We start from the raw sequence: 18,457 nt of genomic DNA, 5'->3' as shown, positions 1-18,457 counted from the left end.
CGTCGACGTGCCGCTGGATATCGCCGTGTATCGCAGGAGGTCACTCGACGCGTACAAACAGGCTCAAACCCGCTCGAGTCCTTCCGGATCGAGGATGCGAATCTGTTTGCCGCGCGCATCGACCAGTCCTTCCCGCTGGAATTTCGAGAACATGCGGCTGACGGTTTCGAGTTTCATGCCGAGATAGCTGCCGATTTCCTCGCGCGTCATCCGCAGGTTGAACTCCGCCGACGAGTAGCCGCGAGCCTTGAGCCGGGCCGACAGATTGAGCAGGAAAGCTGCGACGCGCTGCTCGGCCGACATCGTGCCGAGCAGCATCATCAGGACGGATTCGCGGACGATCTCGCTGCTCATCATCCGGTGCACGTGCTGCTGAATGCCCTTGACCTCCCGGCACAACGATTCGAGCAGGTGAAACGGGATGATGCAGACGTTGCTGTCTTCGATGGCGATCGCATCGAAGCTGTGATGGCCCGTGCTCACGCCATCCAGACCGAGCGCATCGCCCGCGAGATGAAATCCCGTCACCTGCTCGCGTCCGTCGCGATGCATGACGACGGTCTTGAACGACCCTGCGTGCACCGCGTAGATGCTCTGGAAAGCATCGCCCGCGCGATAGAGCGCCTCTGCCTGCCTGACCATGCGCGTCGAGCAGATGATCGCGTCGAGTCGTTGCAGTTCGAGCAGTGAGAGGCCTTGCGGCATGCAGACCGCGCGCATCGCGCAGGTCGAGCAGCGCGCGGCCGGCCGCAGGGCGCTGTTTGCGGCGCTGGCTACCCAGGGTGCGGGCGATACCGGCGCTGCGGGCAGGGCAACCGGCGCGGCGACGGGGTAGTCGGCTACGTCAGACATGATGTGCTCCTCGTTCCTGGGTGGTGCGAGCGAAATGCTCGCGCGCAATGTGCTCGATCGTGTCGCGGGTCAGCTCGAACTCGCTGGATCTGTCGAAGAAGTCGTGCGCTCCGAAGGCCATGCAGGCGGTGCGAAACGACGCGTTCGCGTTATCGGGAATATCGCAGGTCATGCGCTGCAGTATGGGAGGCACCGACCCGAAAACAAATCGTCCGTGTATGAAGTTGGCGTAGGCGGCGCGGAAGGTGTGTAGGGAAATGCCTACAAAAGAGGACCGATCAATGCCGCTTTGGAAGCGTCCCGGTTGCTCGGGCAGCGCGGCAGCCAAACCACGCCGGTACCCACGGCAATCAGATCTCGTCGTCCTCGCCGAAAAGCTTGTGGCGCACCGCATAGCGCACGAGCGCGGCTTCGTGCGGCATCTGCATCTTTTCAAGGATGCGGGTCTTGTAGGTGCTGACTGTCTTCGCGCTGACACACAGCTCCAGGGCGATTTCGGAGATCGTCTGGCCGGCCGCAATGCGTCGGAACACATCGAACTCCCGGTCCGACAGACGCTGATGCGGCAGCGTATCGACCGGTTCGTTGAGACTCTGCGCAAACTGCTCCGCCATCGCAAGGCTCACGTAGACGCCGCCGCTTGCGACCTTCGTGACCGCCGAGACCAGTTCGGCGCTGGCGCTTTCCTTCGTCAGATAGCCTGACGCGCCAGCCTTGAAGGCACGCACCGCATATTGCTGTTCCGCATGCATGGTCAGCACGAGGATGCGCAAGGCAGGCTTTTCGTCCTTGATCTGCCTGATGAGTTCGACGCCGTTGCGGCCGGGCATCGACAGGTCGAGCACCAGCACGTGGGCTTGCGTGCCGCGGATCAGCGCGATCGTGCTCGCGCCGTCGTTTGCCTCGCCGACCACCTCGAAGCCGCTTGCGTTCTGCAGGATATGCCGCAGGCCATCACGCACCAGCGTGTGGTCGTCGGCGATCAGCACCTTCGTCATGGCGGGTCCTCTTCGAGTTTTATCGCCTGTAGCGGGAACGTGACCGTGATCGCGAAGCCTTTCCCGTTCGCTGTGTCGATTTCGACGGACCCGCCCAGCATATGCACCCGCTCGCGGATGCCCAGCAGGCCAAAGGACTTCTCCGCCCGCGTATCGCGCTCGCCCGCGCCGTGTCCGTTGTCGACGATCCGCAGCACACAGGACGCGTCCTCGATGCGCATTGTCAGCATGACGAGTGTAGCGTCGGCATGCTTCGCGACGTTGGTCAGCGCTTCCTGCACGATGCGGAACAACGCCGTCGCGCCGTCGCGCGTGAAGCGGGTCTCGCCGGTTTCGATGCGGCGTTCGACGTCGATGCCGTAACGGCTCGTGAAATCGCTGGCGAGCCATTCGATTGCCGGAATCAGGCCGAGGTCATCCAGCATCACCGGCCGCAGGTCGGCGGCGATCCGCCGGACGGATGCGACCGTCGCGTCGATCAGCCGGCGCATGCCGTGCAACTGCCTGAAAATTTCGGGCCTTAAGGCGGGATCAGCGGTGAGCGCCATCTCGACCGACGAGAGATCCATTTTCAGCGCCGTCAACTGCTGGCCGAGATCATCGTGCAACTCGCGGGCGATGCGGGTTTTTTCCTCTTCACGCACATTCTGAAGGTTCGCGGACAGTTCGCGCAGTTCTTCGCGTGAGCGCTTCTGGGCATTGTCGGCTTTGACGCGTTCCGTCACGTCGCGCAGCATCACCGTGTACAGCTTGCCGGTCGCGTCGCGAATCTGCGAAATCGACGCTTCGATCGGGAATTCCTCGCCGTTCGCCCGCAATCCGAACAGCACACGCTGCCGGCCCATCTGGCGATCCGATACCCCGGTCACGCCGAACTGGTCGACGTGCCGCGCATGGGCGGCACGAAACCGCTCGGGGATGAACCGGGAGAGCGGCGAGCCGATCGCATCCATCGCCGAGCAGCCGAACAGCCGCTCGGCCATCGGATTGAAGATGACGACGCGCTGGCTTTCATCGATGGTAATGATCGCTTCCATCGACGAACGGATGATGCCCATCATGCGCGCTTCGTTGAGTGTCGAGCGGGTCGGCTCTTCACGGTTGGCGCGAGCCGCACCGGCACGTTCGCGGGCGATGAGAAACGCGAAGGCAGCAAGCAGCGCGGCGGCCGCCAGCCCGACCAGCAGCACGATCGAATCCGCGTCGCCGGTGGCTGCGCGCAGCTGGTGTTCGCTCGTCGTGTAGACGAGCGTGAGCGGTTCGCCGCCAAAGTCCAGCGTCGAGATGTGCCGAACGGGCGGCGATGAGTCGGCGACATCGTCGCCAGCCGGTTCGGAGCTGTAAATCCGGGTCGCGGGCGTACCGGCGAGAACCTGCAGGTCGATCCGTTTCTGCCCGGCCATGGTCTGGTCGAAGAGCCGTTCGGTATCCAGAATCGCAACGAGCACGCCATCCACGTTTGCGCGCCGGCTGCCCGGAGTGAGCGGGGTAGCGCGGGTGCGGAACACCGGCAGGTACAGTTCGATATGGGTGCGGGCGTCGTGGGACGGTCGGCCGGGCGGCGCAGCGAGCGCGTTGAGCGCCATCTCCCCGGTGTCGACGGCACGCAGCACGGCGGTCTGCCGGGATGGGTCGCGCATCAGGTCATCGCCGGGCGACGGCAGGTCGTCGCTCGCGGGGGCGATCAGGGCAACGGCTGTCGCATTGCCGGCAGGCGCGGGCGCTGGGGATGACGCGCTACGGTTGGCGGTATCCGGAAGGTATGCGAGCGCTTCCGGTTTCACGTCGGCGTAAGCCAGTGCGCGAACCGCCGACATCGTGCCCGCGAGATCGAGCCGGTCGACGTACTCGCGCCATGCATCCGGCGTAAGCCCTGGCGACGCAACCACCAAGCCGCGTGCGCCCCGCAGAAGGTCTGCGCAATGGGAGAGGTCGCGCTGGGCGTCGCGCGCGAGGCGCGTCGCACGGTGCTCGAAACGGCCACGCTCGGCGAGTGACGCCTGCTGCCCGACGAACTGCCAGGCCGCGAGGGCAACCGCCATGCCGGCCACCAACGCGGCGATTGCGGCCACCGCGGGCCGTTGCCCAATCGCGGCGATGCGCAGCCGCCAGGGCCTTACGCTGGAGCTACGCTCTTTACGGGGTACAGCCATGCGGCTCCGCCTGAAGAAGATCATTGCGCAGCGTGGCAACATGGCTGCGTGCAGGGATAACCCGGGCGCCGTCGCGGTTCGGCGCGGATCTGCTTTCGTCTGATTCTGCCTCGTTAAGCCTGGCCTGCCAATGCGTATAAGCATATAACGTGCGCGGGGGAGGGTCGCCCTTTCGCCTGGCTTCGTGCAGAACTGGTGGCCCCCTGATCCTCGTCAACCCTGCGGCGTTCGATGTCTCGCAGACTAGAATTCCCTTATGCGGCGTTGAATCCGCGCGATCAACAAAAGCGGGCGTAAGCCCAGGAGGCGGTCATGTACAAACGAATCTTCACCGCGATCGACGGCAGTGAATCCGCGCAGCGCGCGCTCGACGAGGCCGTGAAGCTGGCGCAGGTGACGGACGCCACGGTGACGGCTGTTTGCGTCGTGCAGCATGCGGCGAAACTCGTGGACGTGGGCGCCGGTTTCCTCGACGAGCCGCCCACCACAGCGGCGGGCGAAGCGGCCACGGCGGCGCTCGAACAAGCGGAAGAACGCTTCAGGCAGGCTCGCGTGAAAGGCGTCGCCCGCGCGGTCGACGCCTGGGGCGAAGACATCGCCAGCGTGCTGAGCCGTGCGGCCGACGAATGCGAGGCCGACCTGATCGTGATCGGCACGCAAGGCCGGCGTGGCTGGCGCCGGATGCTGCTGGGCAGTGTTGCGGAATCATTGGTGCGGCTGACCGAGGTGCCGGTATTGCTGGTGCGGCACGACCCGGATGCCGAGTACATTCCTCCCGGCCTGTAAGCCGTCGGGCGGGAGGGGACGGTCCGGCTCGCCTTGGTCCGCAAGAAAATTGCGCGCGATATATGACGCCGGATCATCCGGATCCTGCTGACCGACGATCAGCAGGTCGGCGTGACGCGCATGCAACGTGGCGACTTCGACGGCTGTCGTCAAGATGAACGAGGAGCGTCCGGTAGTTCATGACGGCTCCTTCAGCGCGACGGGAGCCGCGTCGCTGTCAGCACCGGCCGTGGGCGCACAGTGCGCCGGCACCAGAAGGACAGGGCAGTGGGCAATGCGCAAAAAGCGTTCCGCGACGCTGCCGAGCACCAACCGCTGAACGCCGCGCCGCCCGTGGGTGCCCATCACAACGAGATCGGCGTGCAGGTCGGAGGCGGCACGCAGGATGTGCTGCGCGATGTCGCCGCCGAGCGGTTCGACCTCGATGATCCGCGGCGATCCGGACACGCCTTCGCGCTTCATCTGCGCCAGAGCGTCGGCTGTCACATGTGTGCCTTCTTCGATGAAAGCATCGCGCACATACGACGGATCGTAGCCCGGCACGTCGTAGCTCATCAGTGGTATGTCGACGACATAGAGCGGCTGTAGCGCCGCGCCCGTCTCCCGGGCCAGCTTCAGCGCAGCAGAGAAAGCCAGGGCGGATGGTTCGCTGCCGTCGATGGGAGCCAGAATGTGCCTGTACATGGTGTGCCTCGCCGGGATGGTCAGTATGTGAATCCATCATGGGTGGCGAACGGCCGTCCTGTGCTGATCTGGATCAAGCGGTTCGACGAACCAGCGTCCAGCACGGGCAGCCTTCGCGTTCGCCTGACGCGTGTCAGTGCGACATCAGCGTGGGCACTGTCATCGACTTCAGCACCGAGCGGGTCGCGCCGCCCATCACCAGTTCCTGCCAGCGGGCGTGACCGTACGCGCCCATCACCAGCAGGTCGCTTCCGTCGTCGGCCGCGTGCGACAGCAGGGCCTCGCCGATCGATGCGCCCGGCGACACGGTAATGTCCCTGACTTCGACGTTGACTCCATGGCGCGCCACGACCGCCGCGATATCGGCGCCAGGCATCCGGCTGCCGGGCGGCTCGTCTTTCGCCCCGTTGATGGTGACGATCGTCGTCAGTTTTGCGTGCTGCATGAAGGGCAGCGCGTCGTGGAGCGCGCGCGTGGCTTCGCGGCTGCCGTCCCAGGCAACCGTCACGCGCGCCCCCGTCGACACAAAGCTGCCTGCATACGGAACGAACAGCACAGGACGGCCGGCCGACATGACCAGGTCTTCCGGGAAATGCCCGCCGACATAAGCCTCGGGATCGTTCGGATCATCCTGACCGGCAACGATCAGATCGGTGCAGCGGGCGATGCGCGGAACCGCGATGTTCGCGTACCCGTCCGTGCTGATCCAGTCCGCGGCGATCTTTGCGCGGGTGGCTTCGGCGCGAAACAGGCGCTCGATTGCCGCGCGCCGCTCATGCCGCTGGGCTTCGTGGTCGGGGTAGTACGCGGCCGTGCCCGCCATGACATGGAACGCGCGCGGATCGGGCGTGAACGCCGAAAACACGCCCGTGAGATGCGCGTCGAAGCGCTTTGCGATCTGCAGGGCGAGTTCGAGTCGCGGGTGGGCACGTTCGCTCGTGTCGAGATGAACAGCGATGCTTTTGTAGCTCATTGCGGCAACTCCGGTAATGAACAGGATGACGGGTATCGACGTCATCTGGAGTCTATGAGGACCGCAGTTGCGAGGTTTGACGCAGATCAACCGCCCGCTGGCGGAATGCTGCTTGATGCAGGTCAATCATCAGAGGTAAGGTTGGCCTACACTGACCAGGAACTGCTGTTGCGGGAACCCCGCGACTTTCTCGCCGTTGAAAGGAGCTCATCATGGCGACTGAACTCAACACTTCATTCGATATCATTCGCGCGAATCTCGACCTGGCGCTACGGATGGTCACCTTCGGGCTGGAGGGCCGCCGCGATGCGTGCGCGTTCCAGACGCAGCGGATCAATCGTGACCTCGCTGCGGTCAGGAAACTGCAGGAAGCCTCGAGCCGGTCCAAAGACCTGAACGAATACAACGCTGCGTGCCAGTCGATGTTGCAGGACTACATGACGGCCAGCACCAGTATCTGGCAGGAGGCGCTGGGCTCCGCTGTGCGTAACCAGTCCGCGTTCGGCGACGACATGCGTGCGGCGCTGCAAAGCTGGCAGTCGGCCTGGACCACGCAGTGCCAGAAGGCAGCCGACGTAAGTGGGGCCGGCACACCGATGCGGGAGTGGATGGAGCGTTTCGAGCAGGCGATTTCAGGCGCAATCCCGGACGCGATGCTGGCAGGCAACAAGGGTGCCGAACCGGCCCTGGCAGCCGCAGAGGGCGGGCGTCCGAAGAAGGGGGAGCAGCATGTCGGCTAGACGCGTTGCTTTTGTCACGGGCGGCATGGGCGGACTCGGCGCCGCCATCAGCCGCCGGCTGCACGATGCCGGCATGACCGTCGCGATGTCGCATTCGCCGCGCAACGACCACATGGCGACGTGGCTCACGCACGAACGCGATGCCGGCCGCCACTTCCGGTCTTTCGAAATCGATGTGACGGACTTCGAGTCATGCGAGCGCGGCGCGCGGCAGGTGCTGGACGAGTTCGGCGCCGTCGATGTGCTGATCAATAACGCGGGCATCACGCGCGACTCGACTTTCGTCAAGATGACGAAGGGCGACTGGGACGCGGTTCTGCGCGCCGATCTGGACGCGCTGTTCAACATGACCAAGCCGTTTATCGGCGGCATGATCGAGCGGCATTTCGGGCGGGTCGTCAACATCGGGTCGGTGAATGGTTCGCGCGGCGCGTTCGGCCAGACGAACTATTCGGCGGCGAAGGCAGGCATCCATGGCCTGACGAAGTCGCTGGCGCTCGAGGTGGCGAAATATGGTGTGACCGTCAATACGGTCTCGCCCGGCTATCTGGCGACGTCGATGGTTGAATCGGTTCCGAAAGACGTCATGGAAAAGAAAATCCTGCCGCAGATTCCGGTCGGCAGGCTCGGCCAGCCCGACGAGATCGCCGCGCTGATCGCGTTTCTTTGTTCCGACGACGCGGGATTTATCACCGGCGCGGATCTTGCAATCAACGGCGGCATGCATATGCAATGAAGCGTGATCCCATCGAGGCGGCGCGCGAGCCGTCGATGGGCGTGGTGCAGCGCGCCACAATTGACGCACACCAAGGGCTTCGCCGCTCACTGCCCTAAAGTCTCTGTTAGAGAAGGATTCGTTCCATCACAGGAGGCGCGACTATGAAAGCACTCGTGTATCACGGCCCGGGAAAGAAATCGCTCGATGAGCGGCCACTGCCGGAACTCGCCGCACCAGGCGATGCAATCGTCAAAATGACGCGCACGACGATCTGCGGCACCGATCTGCACATTCTGAAGGGCGACGTGCCGACCTGCGAGCCGGGCCGTATTCTGGGCCACGAAGGCGTCGGCGTCATCGAACAGGTAGGTGCTGCGGTTTCATCGTTCAAACAAGGCGATCATGTGCTGATCTCGTGTATCTCGTCATGCGGAAAGTGCGACTATTGCCGGCGCGGCATGTATTCGCATTGCACGACGGGCGGCTGGATTCTTGGCCACCGGATCGATGGCACGCAGGCCGAATACGTGCGCATTCCGCACGCCGAGACGAGCCTGTATCCCGTGCCGGCAGGCGCCGACGAGGAAGCGCTCGTGATGCTGTCCGATATTCTGCCAACCGGCTTCGAATGCGGTGTGCTGAATGGCAAGGTGCAGCCTGGCAGCACGGTGGCGATCGTCGGTGCGGGGCCGATCGGCCTTGCCGCGCTCCTTACCGCGCAGTTCTATTCGCCGTCCCAGATCGTGATGGTCGACCGCGATGCGAACCGCCTCGAAGTGGCGAAACGTTTCGGCGCGACCGCCTGCATCGACATCGGGAGTCGCGATACTGTCACCGAAGTCATGAAGCTGACCGACCAGACCGGCGTCGACTGTGCGATCGAAGCGGTGGGTATTCCGGCAACCTTCGAACTATGCCAGGCGCTCGTCGCCCCGGGCGGCGTGATTGCGAATGTCGGCGTGCATGGCGTGAAAGCGGACCTGCATCTGGAAAAGCTGTGGGATCGCAATGTTTCGATCACGACGCGTCTCGTCGATACGGTCAGCACGCCGATGCTGCTGAAGACGGTCCGTTCCGGCCGGCTTGATCCGGCGCAGCTCATCACTCATCGCTTTCATCTGGAAGAAATGGAGAGCGCTTACGATACGTTCGGTCGCGCGGCGGATACGCATGCGTTGAAGGTGGTGATCCAGGTGCCGTAGACGCCGCACCGTGCAGAAGTCCTGAACTGCATTTCAGCAGCGGACGGTTGCCTGAAGCGCGTTGGCGCCCGCGCAAGACTCGCAGACCTATAGCAGGGCCCGCTCAGCGCTGCTGAAGCAGCTGACTTTTCCTTAACCGCACGTCCTGACGTGCGCGATGCCTCGTTACGCTCATCGGCAAGACGCGCGCGGCGCCTCACCCGCTGAGGCTGCCCGGTCGCCACGCCTTCTTGCCGCGAAATGACGGCGATGCGGTGCCGCCACCACGAGGCGGGTAGCCCACGAATTCCCGAAGCCGGGCACAATCTGTTCGAGGCGGGTCAAATCTGTGTCGAGGGCGATGCTCATGACAGGTCGTCTCTCGCCAGTTATCCTTCAAAGGGCGGTCCTCGTAAAAGGGCGCTGTCGGTGCGAGTCGTCTCGCGCGTACCGGTTACGCGTGTGGTGCTCCCGGGTCAACCGCAGGATCGAAACCGGATACGACAATCAAAGAGTACGTCTTGCTGCCAACGTGTCATTGAATCACGTCAACCGACGACCTTGCACTGGCGCGCCTCGCCAAAAGCGCAGCCTGACGTCCCGATTCAGGAAAACACGTGGCTGGCCTAAACGCCGGAGATGAGCAGATGAATGACGCATACGAGCGGCGGGCCCTTTTGCTTCATCTGGGAGACGTGCTGGAAGCGACAGCGAGCGTAGCGAATGATGGCCACGATGATCAGACCATGCGCGAACTGATCTCCAGCAATGCATCCCTTGCCCGGTTCACGCTTCTTGCACAGATCGCGCCCGGCATGCGGGCGCGCGAGTTCGTCCAGCGTGCAACCCGCGCCTTTGCCTCCTGGCCGCGGGAATTGCTGGAACTGGAGTTGAACCGGACGCAACTGGCGCTAACGGCGCAGCAGGCCCTTTTTGCAAATAATCCGAAGGGCTGGAGCGGGTACGTCGCGATGCTGAGCGCGGAGGTTGCCTGGTTCGGCGACGGTGTGCCGTCGGCGGAAGCGGCCGTGACCGGTGAAACGGGCGCGGTCGACGACGAGACCGAACCCGTCACAATGGATAGCGACGTCGAGGCGGTGTCAGAGCAGGAGCCGTCGAATGCTGGCGATGTCGAACGCAATAGCGAAGCTGACGTGCCCGCGCGTCGCGAAGGCGTGGAGAACATCGACCGCATTTATCCGTCCTGGCCGTGGAAAGCCGACAGCTAGCCGCGGCGCCCGCGAGTCACTCATTCAGGCCGTTATCGTAAGGAGAGAGCGATGATCGAGGTGACGAACACCTACGACCTGCAGACCGGCGTCGATCTGCAGGCTTATGGCGACTGGGCGAAGCGGGCGGCTGCCGCGATCGTCAGGCAGCCGGGTCTGGTTGAATTGCGCGCGAATCGCAATATGCTCGGCGCCCCGCAGATTCGCACGACCACTTGCTGGCAATCCGCCAGCGACTGGGCAAAGTTCGCCGACGGCCCCTGGCATGAAATGGAGCAGGAACTCCGGACCTTCGTGACGAATTTCAAGGTCGAGATATGGGGGCCTTCCCCGGTCCTGCCTGCACCGCTTCGCCCCGATGATGACAATCAGGCGGGCTTTCTCGGCATGTAGGCCGCCACCGTTGCGCGCAGGGATGCAGGTCGTTCGCCCGACAGGCGAGGCGGGCGTGTCTCGCGGCCGCGCGTAATGCCGGATACGGCGAGCGGCGACGCGCTATTGGCCCGTCGTGACAGCCGGTATGGCGCGCTTTGTACTCTTGCGGCCCGCTGGAGCCGGTGCGCCACCAGACGTCGTCTCCGATGCGGCCCCGGCACTACCTGTCTCAGCCGACATCGCCGATTGCTTCGCCGGCGTTGCGGAAGGACCCTGCGTCACGGGTTGCGGTTTCCCTCGTTGTATTTGAGCGGATGCAGGGAACTGCTGCTGCACGGCAGCGGCGATGTCCGAAAGCTGGTGGCTGTAGGAGAGGATCTGTCCGGCCACGGCAGGCGCGATGAGCGTCGGCAACGCCAGCAACTCTTGCACGTTGTTTGCCGCGAGTGCCTTGTTGAGCAGTTCCTGGTTTTCGGCGAGACCGAACCTGAGCGCTTCAAGGTTCAGGGCAGTCAGCTTTGCGAAGGCTTCGAGCGAGCGGTTCGCCAGACCGAACAGCACGTCGATGCGCGGGTCCTGCGCAGGGGCCAGCGGGTTGGGAGTAGGCGTACTCATCATTGCTCCGTCAGGTGAAACGTCGAATGCGGGATTCCCGGATGGAGGGCTGGAACATCGATGTCGGGATCCGGGCCGGACCTAATGAATATATGCGCTTGCCGCGCTGAAACCAACGGTTTGCGCGAGGATCGGCAATTCGTCTTCATTTCGCATGGGCTTGGGCGGGGAGGCACGGCGGCCATCAGCGATGCGCCGCCGGGCATCCAGCGAAATCGGCGAAGGAGCTAGCCCACGTTTTCAGTGGTTAGGTCACGCCAGTTTCGCGATGGGCGCAGTATGTGAGTAGACGCACTTCAATGTGACGTCGGGATGAAATTGATCCCCGTCAATCGAAACCGGGATTTCAATGCCGTTGAGGGAACCGCGTGCGTAAGCTGAGGAACAGTTGCTGGATCAGCGTGCCGGCGTGAATGATCAGGCCCGTGCGCGGACGAAGGCCGGGCCATGAAAGGACAGTGCGATGGAAGCCAATCCAGCACACGCGGCAGTGAGGAATCGTTAAGCGTCAAGGAGACACTTCTCATGACTATTTCAGCCAGAGTAAGCGAAAGCGGCTGGGACGTTTCCGTCGAGACCAACGAGGTTGCAGGCGGATTCGCCTGCACCATTCACGTCACCCAACGCACGCCGGACGAGATTTTCGAACATCAGTTTCTCCACGGCGAGGTGTTTTCAACGGAACGCGAGGCGGTGCTCTCCGGCTTGCGTGAAGGCATGCTCTGGCTCGAGTTGAAGATTGCCAAAACCATCCGGCTGTAAAGCCCGGCTTGCGTAACCTGGCTTCGATCGAGCCGTCGCCCGACAGGCGACGCAGAATGAAACCTCCTGACACATGTGCGATAGCGTGCCCCGACATAAAATGCACGGAGGGAGGACAGAGCCGTGAACCAATCCGACGCAGACGATAAAGGGGCACCCGCGATCCGGCGCATTCTGATAGCGGTTGACTCGAATCCGGCTTCGATGCAGGCCGTGAACTGGACGCGGCAGGTGGCGGATGCACAGAGCCGTGTACTGATCGTCAGCGTTGCACAAAATCTGCGTGAGTTCATGTCCCTGGGGCAACTGGCTGCGTTCGATTTCGGCGCGGCGAACGACCGATTCCTGCGCGATGCGAACGGCGCGCTCGTCGAGGCGAGTCGCATTTTCGAAGGCGGCGATGTCCCGGTCGAAACGCAACTGCTGGAACTGGCTGCGCGCGGCGGGGATGTTGCGCACGCGCTCGTCGAGACGGCGGAGATCTGGCACGCCGATCTGCTCGTCGTGGGCGCCCGCCACCATCACGGTTTGCTGCGCTGGGTGGAGGGAACCGTGTCGAAGCCGGTCACCCGGCTGGCTGGCTGCTCGATTCTCGTTGTGCCCGGCGACCCCGCGATGAAAATTACCCATGGTCCGCAGCGGATACTGTTCGCGGTCGACGGAAGCAGCGCGTCGTTGCAGGCATTGCGCTCAGGCGTGCAGTTTGCAACGGCAGATGCCCAGGTGCGGGCGGTTTATGTCGTCGATCGGGCCGTGCGCATGTCGGATCTGGCGGGCCTCGATCCGCTCGCGGAAGCCTTTCTCGCAACCGGCGAACTCGCGCTGACAAGAGCCGCGCATATCTTTTCCAGCCTGAGGTGCCAGACAGAAACCGCGCTGCTCGATACCGAACCCAGAAACGACGACGTGCCTCACGCCATCGTGCGGGACGCGGCCCGCTGGGGCGCGGATCTCATTGTGATGGGCACCCACGGCAGGCGCGGGATCGCCCGGTGGCTGCTCGGCAGCATCGCGAGCCGCGTCGCGAGCATCACGCAAACGCCGCTGCTGCTCGTTCGCGCTCGAGAGCAATGACTGGTGGCGTCCCGAAACGACGGAGTGAAGTGCGGACTCTCGCGCAAAAGCGCTACCTCATTGGTGTGGTTTCCGCAGATCAGCTCTCTGGCTGCTTTACCGGCAACGCCGTCGCGCGATGGGCAGTTGTGCGGCAGATCTGCCGGATGTCGGCCACTTCCAGGACCGCTTTGTCCGCGCCGCCGCTGGCAACAGCGAGCATGGCCTGGCCGATGTCCGCTGTCGTCAGGATGTGATCGGGCAACAGACCGCGCAGGATCGTCAGCAGCGGGTTCATGATCGTGTAGAGGATCCGGTATGAACGCGTCTTCGAGCGGATTCCGTCGAGAGGCTGAATCACGCCCGGACGGAAGAGATAGACCGCCTTGAACGGCAGATGCTGCAGCGCGTTTTCCGTGCGTCCCTTGACGCGCGCCCACATGCTGCGGCCCCGTTCAGTGCTGTCGGTGCCCGCTCCCGACACATACACAAACGTCATGTCGGGATTGAGGCGAGCGAGCGTCTGTGCGGCCGCGAGCGTGAGGTCGAAGGTCAGCCGGCTGTAGTCCGCCTCGCTCATTCCCGCCGACGACACCCCCAGACAGAAAAAGCACGCATCGAACCCTTTCAGTGACGCTTCGATCGAGTCGTAGCTGAACATGTCCTGGTGGATGAGTTCGCGCATGCGCGGGTCCAGTTGACCCGTCGATGTGCGGCCTACCGCCTGCACAAGCTCGACGTCCGCCGAGCGCAGGCATTCGCGCAGCACGCCTTGCCCTACCATGCCGGTAGCGCCGAATATCAGGATCTTCATTGCGGGCCTCCTGGCCACTTCACGTGTGTGAGGTTCTCCGAGACTTGCCATAGTTGCGCGGCGACTGCGGTGTCCAGAGCGCGCTTCGCGATGGCGGCCTCGCCGACGGGGCCTTTCAGCTCGAAGGGACCCGACGGCCCATAGTAGCCGGCCGCCTTTGCGTCGGGAGAGGTGGCGGCAAATAGCGTCGGCAGCGCGCCGTCGGCAGCGGACTGGCTCATCATCGGCTCGAGGGTCCAGCGATTGATGATTTGCAGCACGCCGTCGCCCGGGCCGTTGGCGATCAGGTCGGTGCGTGCGTAGCCCGGATGTGCTGCGTTGCAGAGCAACCCCCAACCGTGCGCATCGCTGCGCCGCTGAAGCTCAAAGGCAAACATCAGCATGGCCAGCTTCGATTGCGCGTAGGCAGGCCAAGGTTCATAGCCGTGGACCCATTGCAGGTCGTCGAAATGGATCGCCGCGCGCAGCCTGTGCGCAATGCTCGCGAGGTTGACGACGCGCGCTTGCCGGCCTCGGCGTAGCTGGGGCAGCAGTTGGGCCGTCAATGCGAAGTGGCCAAGATAATTCGTGCCGAACTGCAACTCGAAGTTGTCGGACGTGGTTTGCCGCATGGGCGGTGCCATCACGCCGGCGTTGTTGATCAGCAGGTCGAGGGCATCGTGCCCGCTCGCGAAATCTTCGGCAAACTGGCGCACCGACGCGAGGCTCGCGAGGTCGAGCTGCGCGTAACGGATCGAAGCGCCCGGATGACGTGCGCGGATCCGGTCGAGAGCGGCACGCCCTTTTGCTTCGTTGCGTCCCGTCAGAACGACGTCGGCGCCGGCACCGGCCAGACCCATCGCCGTCTCAAGTCCAAGGCCGCCGGTCGCGCCAGTAATGATCGCGAGGCGCCCGGCCTGGGGCGGAATATCGACGGTGCTCCAGTTAGCCATATCGCGCGTCCTTATACCTTGGGAAACGCCGGCACGGGGCCGGGTGCTGCAAAGTCAGTGGAGAGGCTGACTTCATGCCATTGCGCAGCGCTCGCCGCGCGGGTCCGGTCGCCTTCGCCGGAAAAGTGAAGCGCGTCGCTGCCAAGCAGCAGATGCGCCGGCAAGTTGTCGTGATACGCGAGCCGAAGCACCACTTCCGCCACCCTGGCGGGATCGCCGGTTTCGTTTCCGACGTACTGGCCGAGCAGTTCGACAATCTTGCCTACCGAAGGCAGATAGTCCGGAAGCAGGTCGGGGAGGGCGCTGCCAGCCTCGGTGCTCCAGTCGGTTTTCATGCTGCCGGGTTCGAGCGCCGTCACCTTGACGCCAAACGGTGCAAGCTCCTGGCTGATCACCTCAGTGAAGCCGCCGACCGCCCATTTTGCCGCTTGATACGCGCTGAAACCAGCCATGCCGATGCGTCCTCCGACCGACGAAATCTGGATGATGTGCCCTGAACGCTGCTGGCGCAAAACCGGCAGTGCGGCGCGGGTCACGTTCACGACCCCGTAGAAGTTGGTGTCTATCTGCGCGCGGAAGTCGTCCGCCGGCGCCTGCTCGAACGGCGCGAGATGACCGAAGCCCGCGTTGTTGACGACCACGTCGAGACGGCCAAACGCTTCGAGCGCGGCCTGCACGGCGTGAGCCGCCGCGGCGGGATCGGTGACGTCGAGTGCAATCGCACGCACGCGCTCGCCGTAACGCTCGACCAGGTCCGCGAGATGACGCGGGTCGCGTGCCGTGGCGATCACGCGCTCTCCGGCGATCAGCGCAGCTTCAACGATCTTGCGACCGAGGCCGCGCGCGCTTCCAGTTACCAGCCATACCTTGGACATCTTCCACTCCTTTCATGTTGATGAGTGCGTACATACTCATTTAAAAGCTAAAAAAATCAGACCTGGGCGATGGCGTGCCAGAACGCCTCGAAGCCTGCGTTGCGATAGCGCTCTGCCTGAGCGGGGTCGCGGGAGATGAAGTCCATGGTCGTTTCGGCCAGAGACCCCATGATCGCCGACACGAAGGCCGGCGGAAGATCGCGAAGCGCACCCTTCGCGATGCTTTCTTCGATCATTGCGTTGACGTTGGCGAACGCATGCATGCCAGCTACCCTTGCATGCTCCGAAATGCGGTCGGACACGGCCAGTTGCGCCATCGCGCGGCGCTTTGCTGGCTGGGCAACGCCCCAATACACGTACTTCTCCCAGACGTGCCGCGCGCGGTTTTGCAGGCTCGCGGCTTTCGGATAGGTGGCCATCATGGCCTCGCGCAGTTCGGCCTTGATTTCCAGATAAAGCTGGTTGAGCAGTTCATCCTTGGTATCGAAGTACGTGAACAACGTGCCCTCCGCGACGCCGGCAAGCCGTGCGATTCTCGCAGTGGGCGCGCCGATGCCTTGCTCGGCGATCACCTGCGCGGCGGCGGCAAGAATGGCGTTGCGTTTGTCTTCACTTCGAGGGCGGGCCATACCGGACAACGGTTAATGAATGAGTAATCGCTCAATAATATTCGTCCGAATGGGAACGGTCAAGCCTGTCTGAGCGCGATACGGACGTGTATCGTTCTTCTCACTTCATACACTGATCCGCCATGAAACCGATACTTTCCAGACTGATTGCCTGTTCATTGCTGACGAGTGCGGCGCTCGTCGCAAGCGCACAGGCCGCCGAACTGCATGTCATGAACTCGGGCGGGTTCACGGCAGCATACAAAGCCTTGCAGCCCACGTATGAAGCGAAAACGGGCAACACCCTGGAGACCGCGTGGGGTCCGTCGATGGGGCAGACCCCAGAGGCGATTCCGAACCGGCTGGCGCGAGGCGAACCCGCCGACGTGGTGATCATGGTCGGCTATGCTCTCGACGACCTGATCAGGCAGGGCAAGATCATCCCCGGCTCGAGGGTCGAACTGGCCGATTCGCGAATCGGCATGGTGGTGCGTGCTGGCGCGGCGAAGCCTGATATCACGTCGGTCGATGCCTTCAAAAACACGCTGCTGCATGCAAGATCGGTGGCCTATTCGGATAGCGCGAGCGGGGTATATATCCAGTCGCAGCTTTTCAGAAAGATGGGCATCGAGGATGAGCTTCGGCCGAAAGCCCACATGATTCCGAGAATTCCGGTCGGCTCGGTCGTTGCGTCTGGCGACTACGAACTGGGCTTCCAGCAGGTCAGCGAACTGTTGCCTGTGCCGGGCGTCACGTTCGTTGGCAAGATTCCGGAATCCCTGCAATCGGTGACACGTTTTGCCGCTGGCATCCCGGTCGGGGCGCAGCACCCGCAGGAAGCGAAGGCCTTGCTCGAGTTTCTTTCGTCTCCAGAGGCAGCGCCGGAGGTCGCGAAAACCGGACTTGATCCGGTTAGCGGCAAGTGACCCGCTTCGCCTGACAGGCCCTACCGGATCTCGATGAAAGAGTGAGTGCATAACCTTGCGGAAACCGCCTCAGCTTATCAGCCGGGCGCCCGGGGCAATAACGCCATTGTCGCTTTCGGGCGGCCCGATTCATCAGAAGAAGAGCGACACGCCGTCGATCTGCGCTTGCGTGGCCGTCGCGTACCAACGATCATTGTCGCGATCGCTGCACACCATTTGCCTATGCGGCGCCGCTTGATACTGACAACGGGCGGATCCCGCGGGAGCCGATACAGCATGGAAGAAACCGACAAACTGGAGCGGGCCGTTTCGTGGCTGCGCGAGGCAGACGGTCTGCTCGTGACGGCGGGGGCGGGGATGGGCGTCGATTCGGGCCTGCCGGATTTTCGCGGTGCAGAGGGATTCTGGCGAGCTTATCCGGCATTGAAAAACCACCGGTTGACGTTCCAGGATATGGCCAATCCCCGGACGCTAACCCGATACCCCAGGCTGGGCTGGGGATTCTATGGGCACCGCCTTCAGCTCTATCGCGGCACCAGACCGCACGCCGGCTTTCAGATACTTCGCCGTTGGGCGGAGGGCATGCGGCATGGCGCAGCGGTGTTCACCAGTAACGTCGACGGTCAATTTCAGAAGGCCGGATTTGCGGATGAGCGGGTCGCCGAGTGCCACGGGTCCATTCACGTTCTCCAATGCTCGGAGGTCTGCTCCGACGCCATATGGTCGGCGGAATCGTTTCAGCCCGTGGTCGACGCAGCGGCCTGCGAGCTGGTCAATGACGTACCGGTCTGCCCGCACTGCGGCGCCCTTGCGCGCCCCAACATCCTGATGTTCGGCGACTACGACTGGATTGCGCTGCGCACAGAACAGCAGGAGACGCGGCTCAATGCATGGCTCTCTGCGGTCCACCGCGTTGTGATCGTAGAGCTGGGAGCGGGCAAGGCGATACCGACGGTTCGGCAGTTCAGCGAGTACGCCGGACCGCGCGTGATCCGTATCAACCCCCGGGAGCCCGGCATTGCATTGCACCGGGGAGTCGGCATAGCCGGAAGCGCGCTGGAAACCCTCGAGCGGCTGAACGGGATGCTCGACGCCTCGTAGATTTCTCCTCCATAGCGGCACTCCCGTTCGCAGGTGACCTGCTCTGCACGGTTCATCCGAAGCCCCTCGAAGCCCCTCGAAA

The 18,457-nt window shown here is 63.4% G+C and carries 21 protein-coding genes; 10 read left to right on the top strand and 11 right to left on the bottom strand.

Translation table 11 applies throughout. The annotated features are described in order from the left end of the window. Positions 1-63 precede the first annotated feature (63 nt). The 4 genes from fnr to P3T23_RS16820 are packed head-to-tail and all read right to left on the bottom strand — an operon-like array spanning position 64 to position 4,003. The gene (gene fnr, locus P3T23_RS16835; RefSeq protein WP_429317295.1) at positions 64-852 is read right to left on the bottom strand and encodes a fumarate/nitrate reduction transcriptional regulator Fnr; all 789 of its coding nucleotides are present in this window, start codon (positions 850-852) and stop codon (positions 64-66) included. Then, a complete protein-coding gene (locus tag P3T23_RS16830) occupies positions 845-1,180 on the bottom strand; it encodes a hypothetical protein (RefSeq protein WP_429317294.1) in 336 nt (111 codons plus the stop codon). The genes fnr and P3T23_RS16830 overlap by 8 nt, the downstream gene beginning before the upstream one ends. Positions 1,181-1,202: 22 nt before the next feature. Continuing rightward, positions 1,203-1,850: a response regulator gene (locus tag P3T23_RS16825; RefSeq protein ID WP_429317293.1), complete on the bottom strand. Its 648-nt coding sequence runs from the start codon at positions 1,848-1,850 to the stop codon at positions 1,203-1,205. After that, positions 1,847-4,003 (bottom strand): PAS domain S-box protein, encoded by a 2,157-nt coding sequence (locus tag P3T23_RS16820; RefSeq protein WP_429317292.1) that lies wholly within the window; start codon positions 4,001-4,003, stop codon positions 1,847-1,849. The genes P3T23_RS16825 and P3T23_RS16820 overlap by 4 nt, the downstream gene beginning before the upstream one ends. Positions 4,004-4,315: 312 nt before the next feature. Here P3T23_RS16820 and P3T23_RS16815 point away from each other — a divergent pair, with 312 nt between their 5' ends. Continuing rightward, the gene (locus P3T23_RS16815) at positions 4,316-4,789 is read left to right on the top strand and encodes a universal stress protein (RefSeq protein ID WP_429317291.1); all 474 of its coding nucleotides are present in this window, start codon (positions 4,316-4,318) and stop codon (positions 4,787-4,789) included. Positions 4,790-4,966: 177 nt separating this feature from the next. Here the strand turns inward: P3T23_RS16815 and P3T23_RS16810 are convergent, their stop codons facing one another. Then, on the bottom strand, positions 4,967-5,473 hold the full coding sequence (locus tag P3T23_RS16810) for a universal stress protein (protein WP_429317290.1): 507 nt from the start codon (positions 5,471-5,473) through the stop codon (positions 4,967-4,969). A gap of 133 nt (positions 5,474-5,606) precedes the next feature. Beyond that, on the bottom strand, positions 5,607-6,446 hold the full coding sequence (locus tag P3T23_RS16805; RefSeq protein ID WP_429317289.1) for a universal stress protein: 840 nt from the start codon (positions 6,444-6,446) through the stop codon (positions 5,607-5,609). Positions 6,447-6,658: 212 nt separating this feature from the next. On the opposite strand from P3T23_RS16805, the gene P3T23_RS16800 reads away from it, so the two are divergent. The 5 genes from P3T23_RS16800 to P3T23_RS16780 all read left to right on the top strand — a co-directional run bounded on the left by P3T23_RS16800 (position 6,659) and on the right by P3T23_RS16780 (position 10,707). Then, positions 6,659-7,186 (top strand): hypothetical protein, encoded by a 528-nt coding sequence (locus P3T23_RS16800; RefSeq protein ID WP_429317288.1) that lies wholly within the window; start codon positions 6,659-6,661, stop codon positions 7,184-7,186. Next, the gene (locus P3T23_RS16795; RefSeq protein ID WP_429317287.1) at positions 7,176-7,922 is read left to right on the top strand and encodes a beta-ketoacyl-ACP reductase; all 747 of its coding nucleotides are present in this window, start codon (positions 7,176-7,178) and stop codon (positions 7,920-7,922) included. The genes P3T23_RS16800 and P3T23_RS16795 overlap by 11 nt, the downstream gene beginning before the upstream one ends. Positions 7,923-8,065: 143 nt before the next feature. Further along, on the top strand, positions 8,066-9,106 hold the full coding sequence (locus P3T23_RS16790) for a zinc-dependent alcohol dehydrogenase family protein (RefSeq protein WP_429317286.1): 1,041 nt from the start codon (positions 8,066-8,068) through the stop codon (positions 9,104-9,106). Between the two features lie 626 nt (positions 9,107-9,732). Next, on the top strand, positions 9,733-10,314 hold the full coding sequence (locus P3T23_RS16785) for a hypothetical protein (RefSeq protein WP_429317285.1): 582 nt from the start codon (positions 9,733-9,735) through the stop codon (positions 10,312-10,314). 51 nt (positions 10,315-10,365) lie between these two features. Beyond that, entirely contained in the window at positions 10,366-10,707 is a 342-nt protein-coding gene (locus P3T23_RS16780) for a hypothetical protein (RefSeq protein WP_429317284.1), read from the top strand. 102 nt (positions 10,708-10,809) lie between these two features. On the opposite strand, the gene phaP is transcribed toward P3T23_RS16780, so the two are convergent. Beyond that, the gene (gene phaP, locus P3T23_RS16775) at positions 10,810-11,304 is read right to left on the bottom strand and encodes a TIGR01841 family phasin (RefSeq protein ID WP_429317283.1); all 495 of its coding nucleotides are present in this window, start codon (positions 11,302-11,304) and stop codon (positions 10,810-10,812) included. Positions 11,305-11,829: 525 nt separating this feature from the next. On the opposite strand from phaP, the gene P3T23_RS16770 reads away from it, so the two are divergent. Together P3T23_RS16770 and P3T23_RS16765 are read left to right on the top strand one after the other, a co-directional pair. Next, on the top strand, positions 11,830-12,066 hold the full coding sequence (locus tag P3T23_RS16770; RefSeq protein WP_429317282.1) for a UDP-glucose 4-epimerase: 237 nt from the start codon (positions 11,830-11,832) through the stop codon (positions 12,064-12,066). 123 nt (positions 12,067-12,189) lie between these two features. Next, positions 12,190-13,140 carry a universal stress protein gene (locus tag P3T23_RS16765; protein WP_429317281.1) on the top strand — a complete coding sequence of 317 codons (951 nt, stop codon included), beginning with the start codon at positions 12,190-12,192 and terminating at the stop codon, positions 13,138-13,140. Positions 13,141-13,219: 79 nt separating this feature from the next. Here P3T23_RS16765 and P3T23_RS16760 read toward each other — a convergent pair whose 3' ends face one another. The 4 genes from P3T23_RS16760 to P3T23_RS16745 are packed head-to-tail and all read right to left on the bottom strand — an operon-like array spanning position 13,220 to position 16,369. Beyond that, the gene (locus P3T23_RS16760) at positions 13,220-13,933 is read right to left on the bottom strand and encodes an NAD-dependent epimerase/dehydratase family protein (protein WP_429317280.1); all 714 of its coding nucleotides are present in this window, start codon (positions 13,931-13,933) and stop codon (positions 13,220-13,222) included. Beyond that, a complete protein-coding gene (locus tag P3T23_RS16755; protein ID WP_429317279.1) occupies positions 13,930-14,865 on the bottom strand; it encodes an SDR family oxidoreductase in 936 nt (311 codons plus the stop codon). Before P3T23_RS16755 ends, P3T23_RS16760 begins: the two co-directional genes overlap by 4 nt. A gap of 11 nt (positions 14,866-14,876) precedes the next feature. Then, positions 14,877-15,740 (bottom strand): SDR family NAD(P)-dependent oxidoreductase, encoded by an 864-nt coding sequence (locus P3T23_RS16750; protein ID WP_429317278.1) that lies wholly within the window; start codon positions 15,738-15,740, stop codon positions 14,877-14,879. A 56-nt stretch (positions 15,741-15,796) separates the two neighbouring features. Further along, the gene (locus P3T23_RS16745; protein WP_429317277.1) at positions 15,797-16,369 is read right to left on the bottom strand and encodes a TetR/AcrR family transcriptional regulator; all 573 of its coding nucleotides are present in this window, start codon (positions 16,367-16,369) and stop codon (positions 15,797-15,799) included. A gap of 122 nt (positions 16,370-16,491) precedes the next feature. Here P3T23_RS16745 and P3T23_RS16740 point away from each other — a divergent pair, with 122 nt between their 5' ends. Further along, entirely contained in the window at positions 16,492-17,274 is a 783-nt protein-coding gene (locus tag P3T23_RS16740) for a substrate-binding domain-containing protein (protein ID WP_429317276.1), read from the top strand. A gap of 276 nt (positions 17,275-17,550) precedes the next feature. Next, on the top strand, positions 17,551-18,375 hold the full coding sequence (locus tag P3T23_RS16735) for an SIR2 family NAD-dependent protein deacylase (RefSeq protein ID WP_429317275.1): 825 nt from the start codon (positions 17,551-17,553) through the stop codon (positions 18,373-18,375). The last annotated feature ends 82 nt before the right edge of the window (positions 18,376-18,457 follow it).

Source organism: Paraburkholderia sp. GAS448, assembly GCF_050435685.1.
GTDB lineage: Bacteria > Pseudomonadota > Gammaproteobacteria > Burkholderiales > Burkholderiaceae > Paraburkholderia.
This window is presented reverse-complemented; position numbering and strand designations above follow the sequence as displayed.

Excerpts from the sequence above, each read along its gene's own strand:
- P3T23_RS16770 (WP_429317282.1), top strand. The coding sequence starts at position 11,830 with ATGACTATTTCAGCCAGAGTAAGCGAAAGCGGCTGGGACGTTTCCGTC.
- phaP (WP_429317283.1), bottom strand. The coding sequence starts at position 11,304 with ATGAGTACGCCTACTCCCAACCCGCTGGCCCCTGCGCAGGACCCGCGC.
- P3T23_RS16735 (WP_429317275.1), top strand. The coding sequence starts at position 17,551 with ATGGAAGAAACCGACAAACTGGAGCGGGCCGTTTCGTGGCTGCGCGAG.
- P3T23_RS16805 (WP_429317289.1), bottom strand. The coding sequence starts at position 6,446 with ATGAGCTACAAAAGCATCGCTGTTCATCTCGACACGAGCGAACGTGCC.
- P3T23_RS16825 (WP_429317293.1), bottom strand. The coding sequence starts at position 1,850 with ATGACGAAGGTGCTGATCGCCGACGACCACACGCTGGTGCGTGATGGC.
- P3T23_RS16810 (WP_429317290.1), bottom strand. The coding sequence starts at position 5,473 with ATGTACAGGCACATTCTGGCTCCCATCGACGGCAGCGAACCATCCGCC.
- P3T23_RS16800 (WP_429317288.1), top strand. The coding sequence starts at position 6,659 with ATGGCGACTGAACTCAACACTTCATTCGATATCATTCGCGCGAATCTC.
- P3T23_RS16750 (WP_429317278.1), bottom strand. The coding sequence starts at position 15,740 with ATGTCCAAGGTATGGCTGGTAACTGGAAGCGCGCGCGGCCTCGGTCGC.
- P3T23_RS16795 (WP_429317287.1), top strand. The coding sequence starts at position 7,176 with ATGTCGGCTAGACGCGTTGCTTTTGTCACGGGCGGCATGGGCGGACTC.
- P3T23_RS16740 (WP_429317276.1), top strand. The coding sequence starts at position 16,492 with ATGAAACCGATACTTTCCAGACTGATTGCCTGTTCATTGCTGACGAGT.
- P3T23_RS16790 (WP_429317286.1), top strand. The coding sequence starts at position 8,066 with ATGAAAGCACTCGTGTATCACGGCCCGGGAAAGAAATCGCTCGATGAG.
- P3T23_RS16815 (WP_429317291.1), top strand. The coding sequence starts at position 4,316 with ATGTACAAACGAATCTTCACCGCGATCGACGGCAGTGAATCCGCGCAG.
- P3T23_RS16760 (WP_429317280.1), bottom strand. The coding sequence starts at position 13,933 with ATGAAGATCCTGATATTCGGCGCTACCGGCATGGTAGGGCAAGGCGTG.
- P3T23_RS16785 (WP_429317285.1), top strand. The coding sequence starts at position 9,733 with ATGAATGACGCATACGAGCGGCGGGCCCTTTTGCTTCATCTGGGAGAC.
- P3T23_RS16820 (WP_429317292.1), bottom strand. The coding sequence starts at position 4,003 with ATGGCTGTACCCCGTAAAGAGCGTAGCTCCAGCGTAAGGCCCTGGCGG.
- P3T23_RS16780 (WP_429317284.1), top strand. The coding sequence starts at position 10,366 with ATGATCGAGGTGACGAACACCTACGACCTGCAGACCGGCGTCGATCTG.
- P3T23_RS16745 (WP_429317277.1), bottom strand. The coding sequence starts at position 16,369 with ATGGCCCGCCCTCGAAGTGAAGACAAACGCAACGCCATTCTTGCCGCC.
- P3T23_RS16755 (WP_429317279.1), bottom strand. The coding sequence starts at position 14,865 with ATGGCTAACTGGAGCACCGTCGATATTCCGCCCCAGGCCGGGCGCCTC.
- fnr (WP_429317295.1), bottom strand. The coding sequence starts at position 852 with ATGTCTGACGTAGCCGACTACCCCGTCGCCGCGCCGGTTGCCCTGCCC.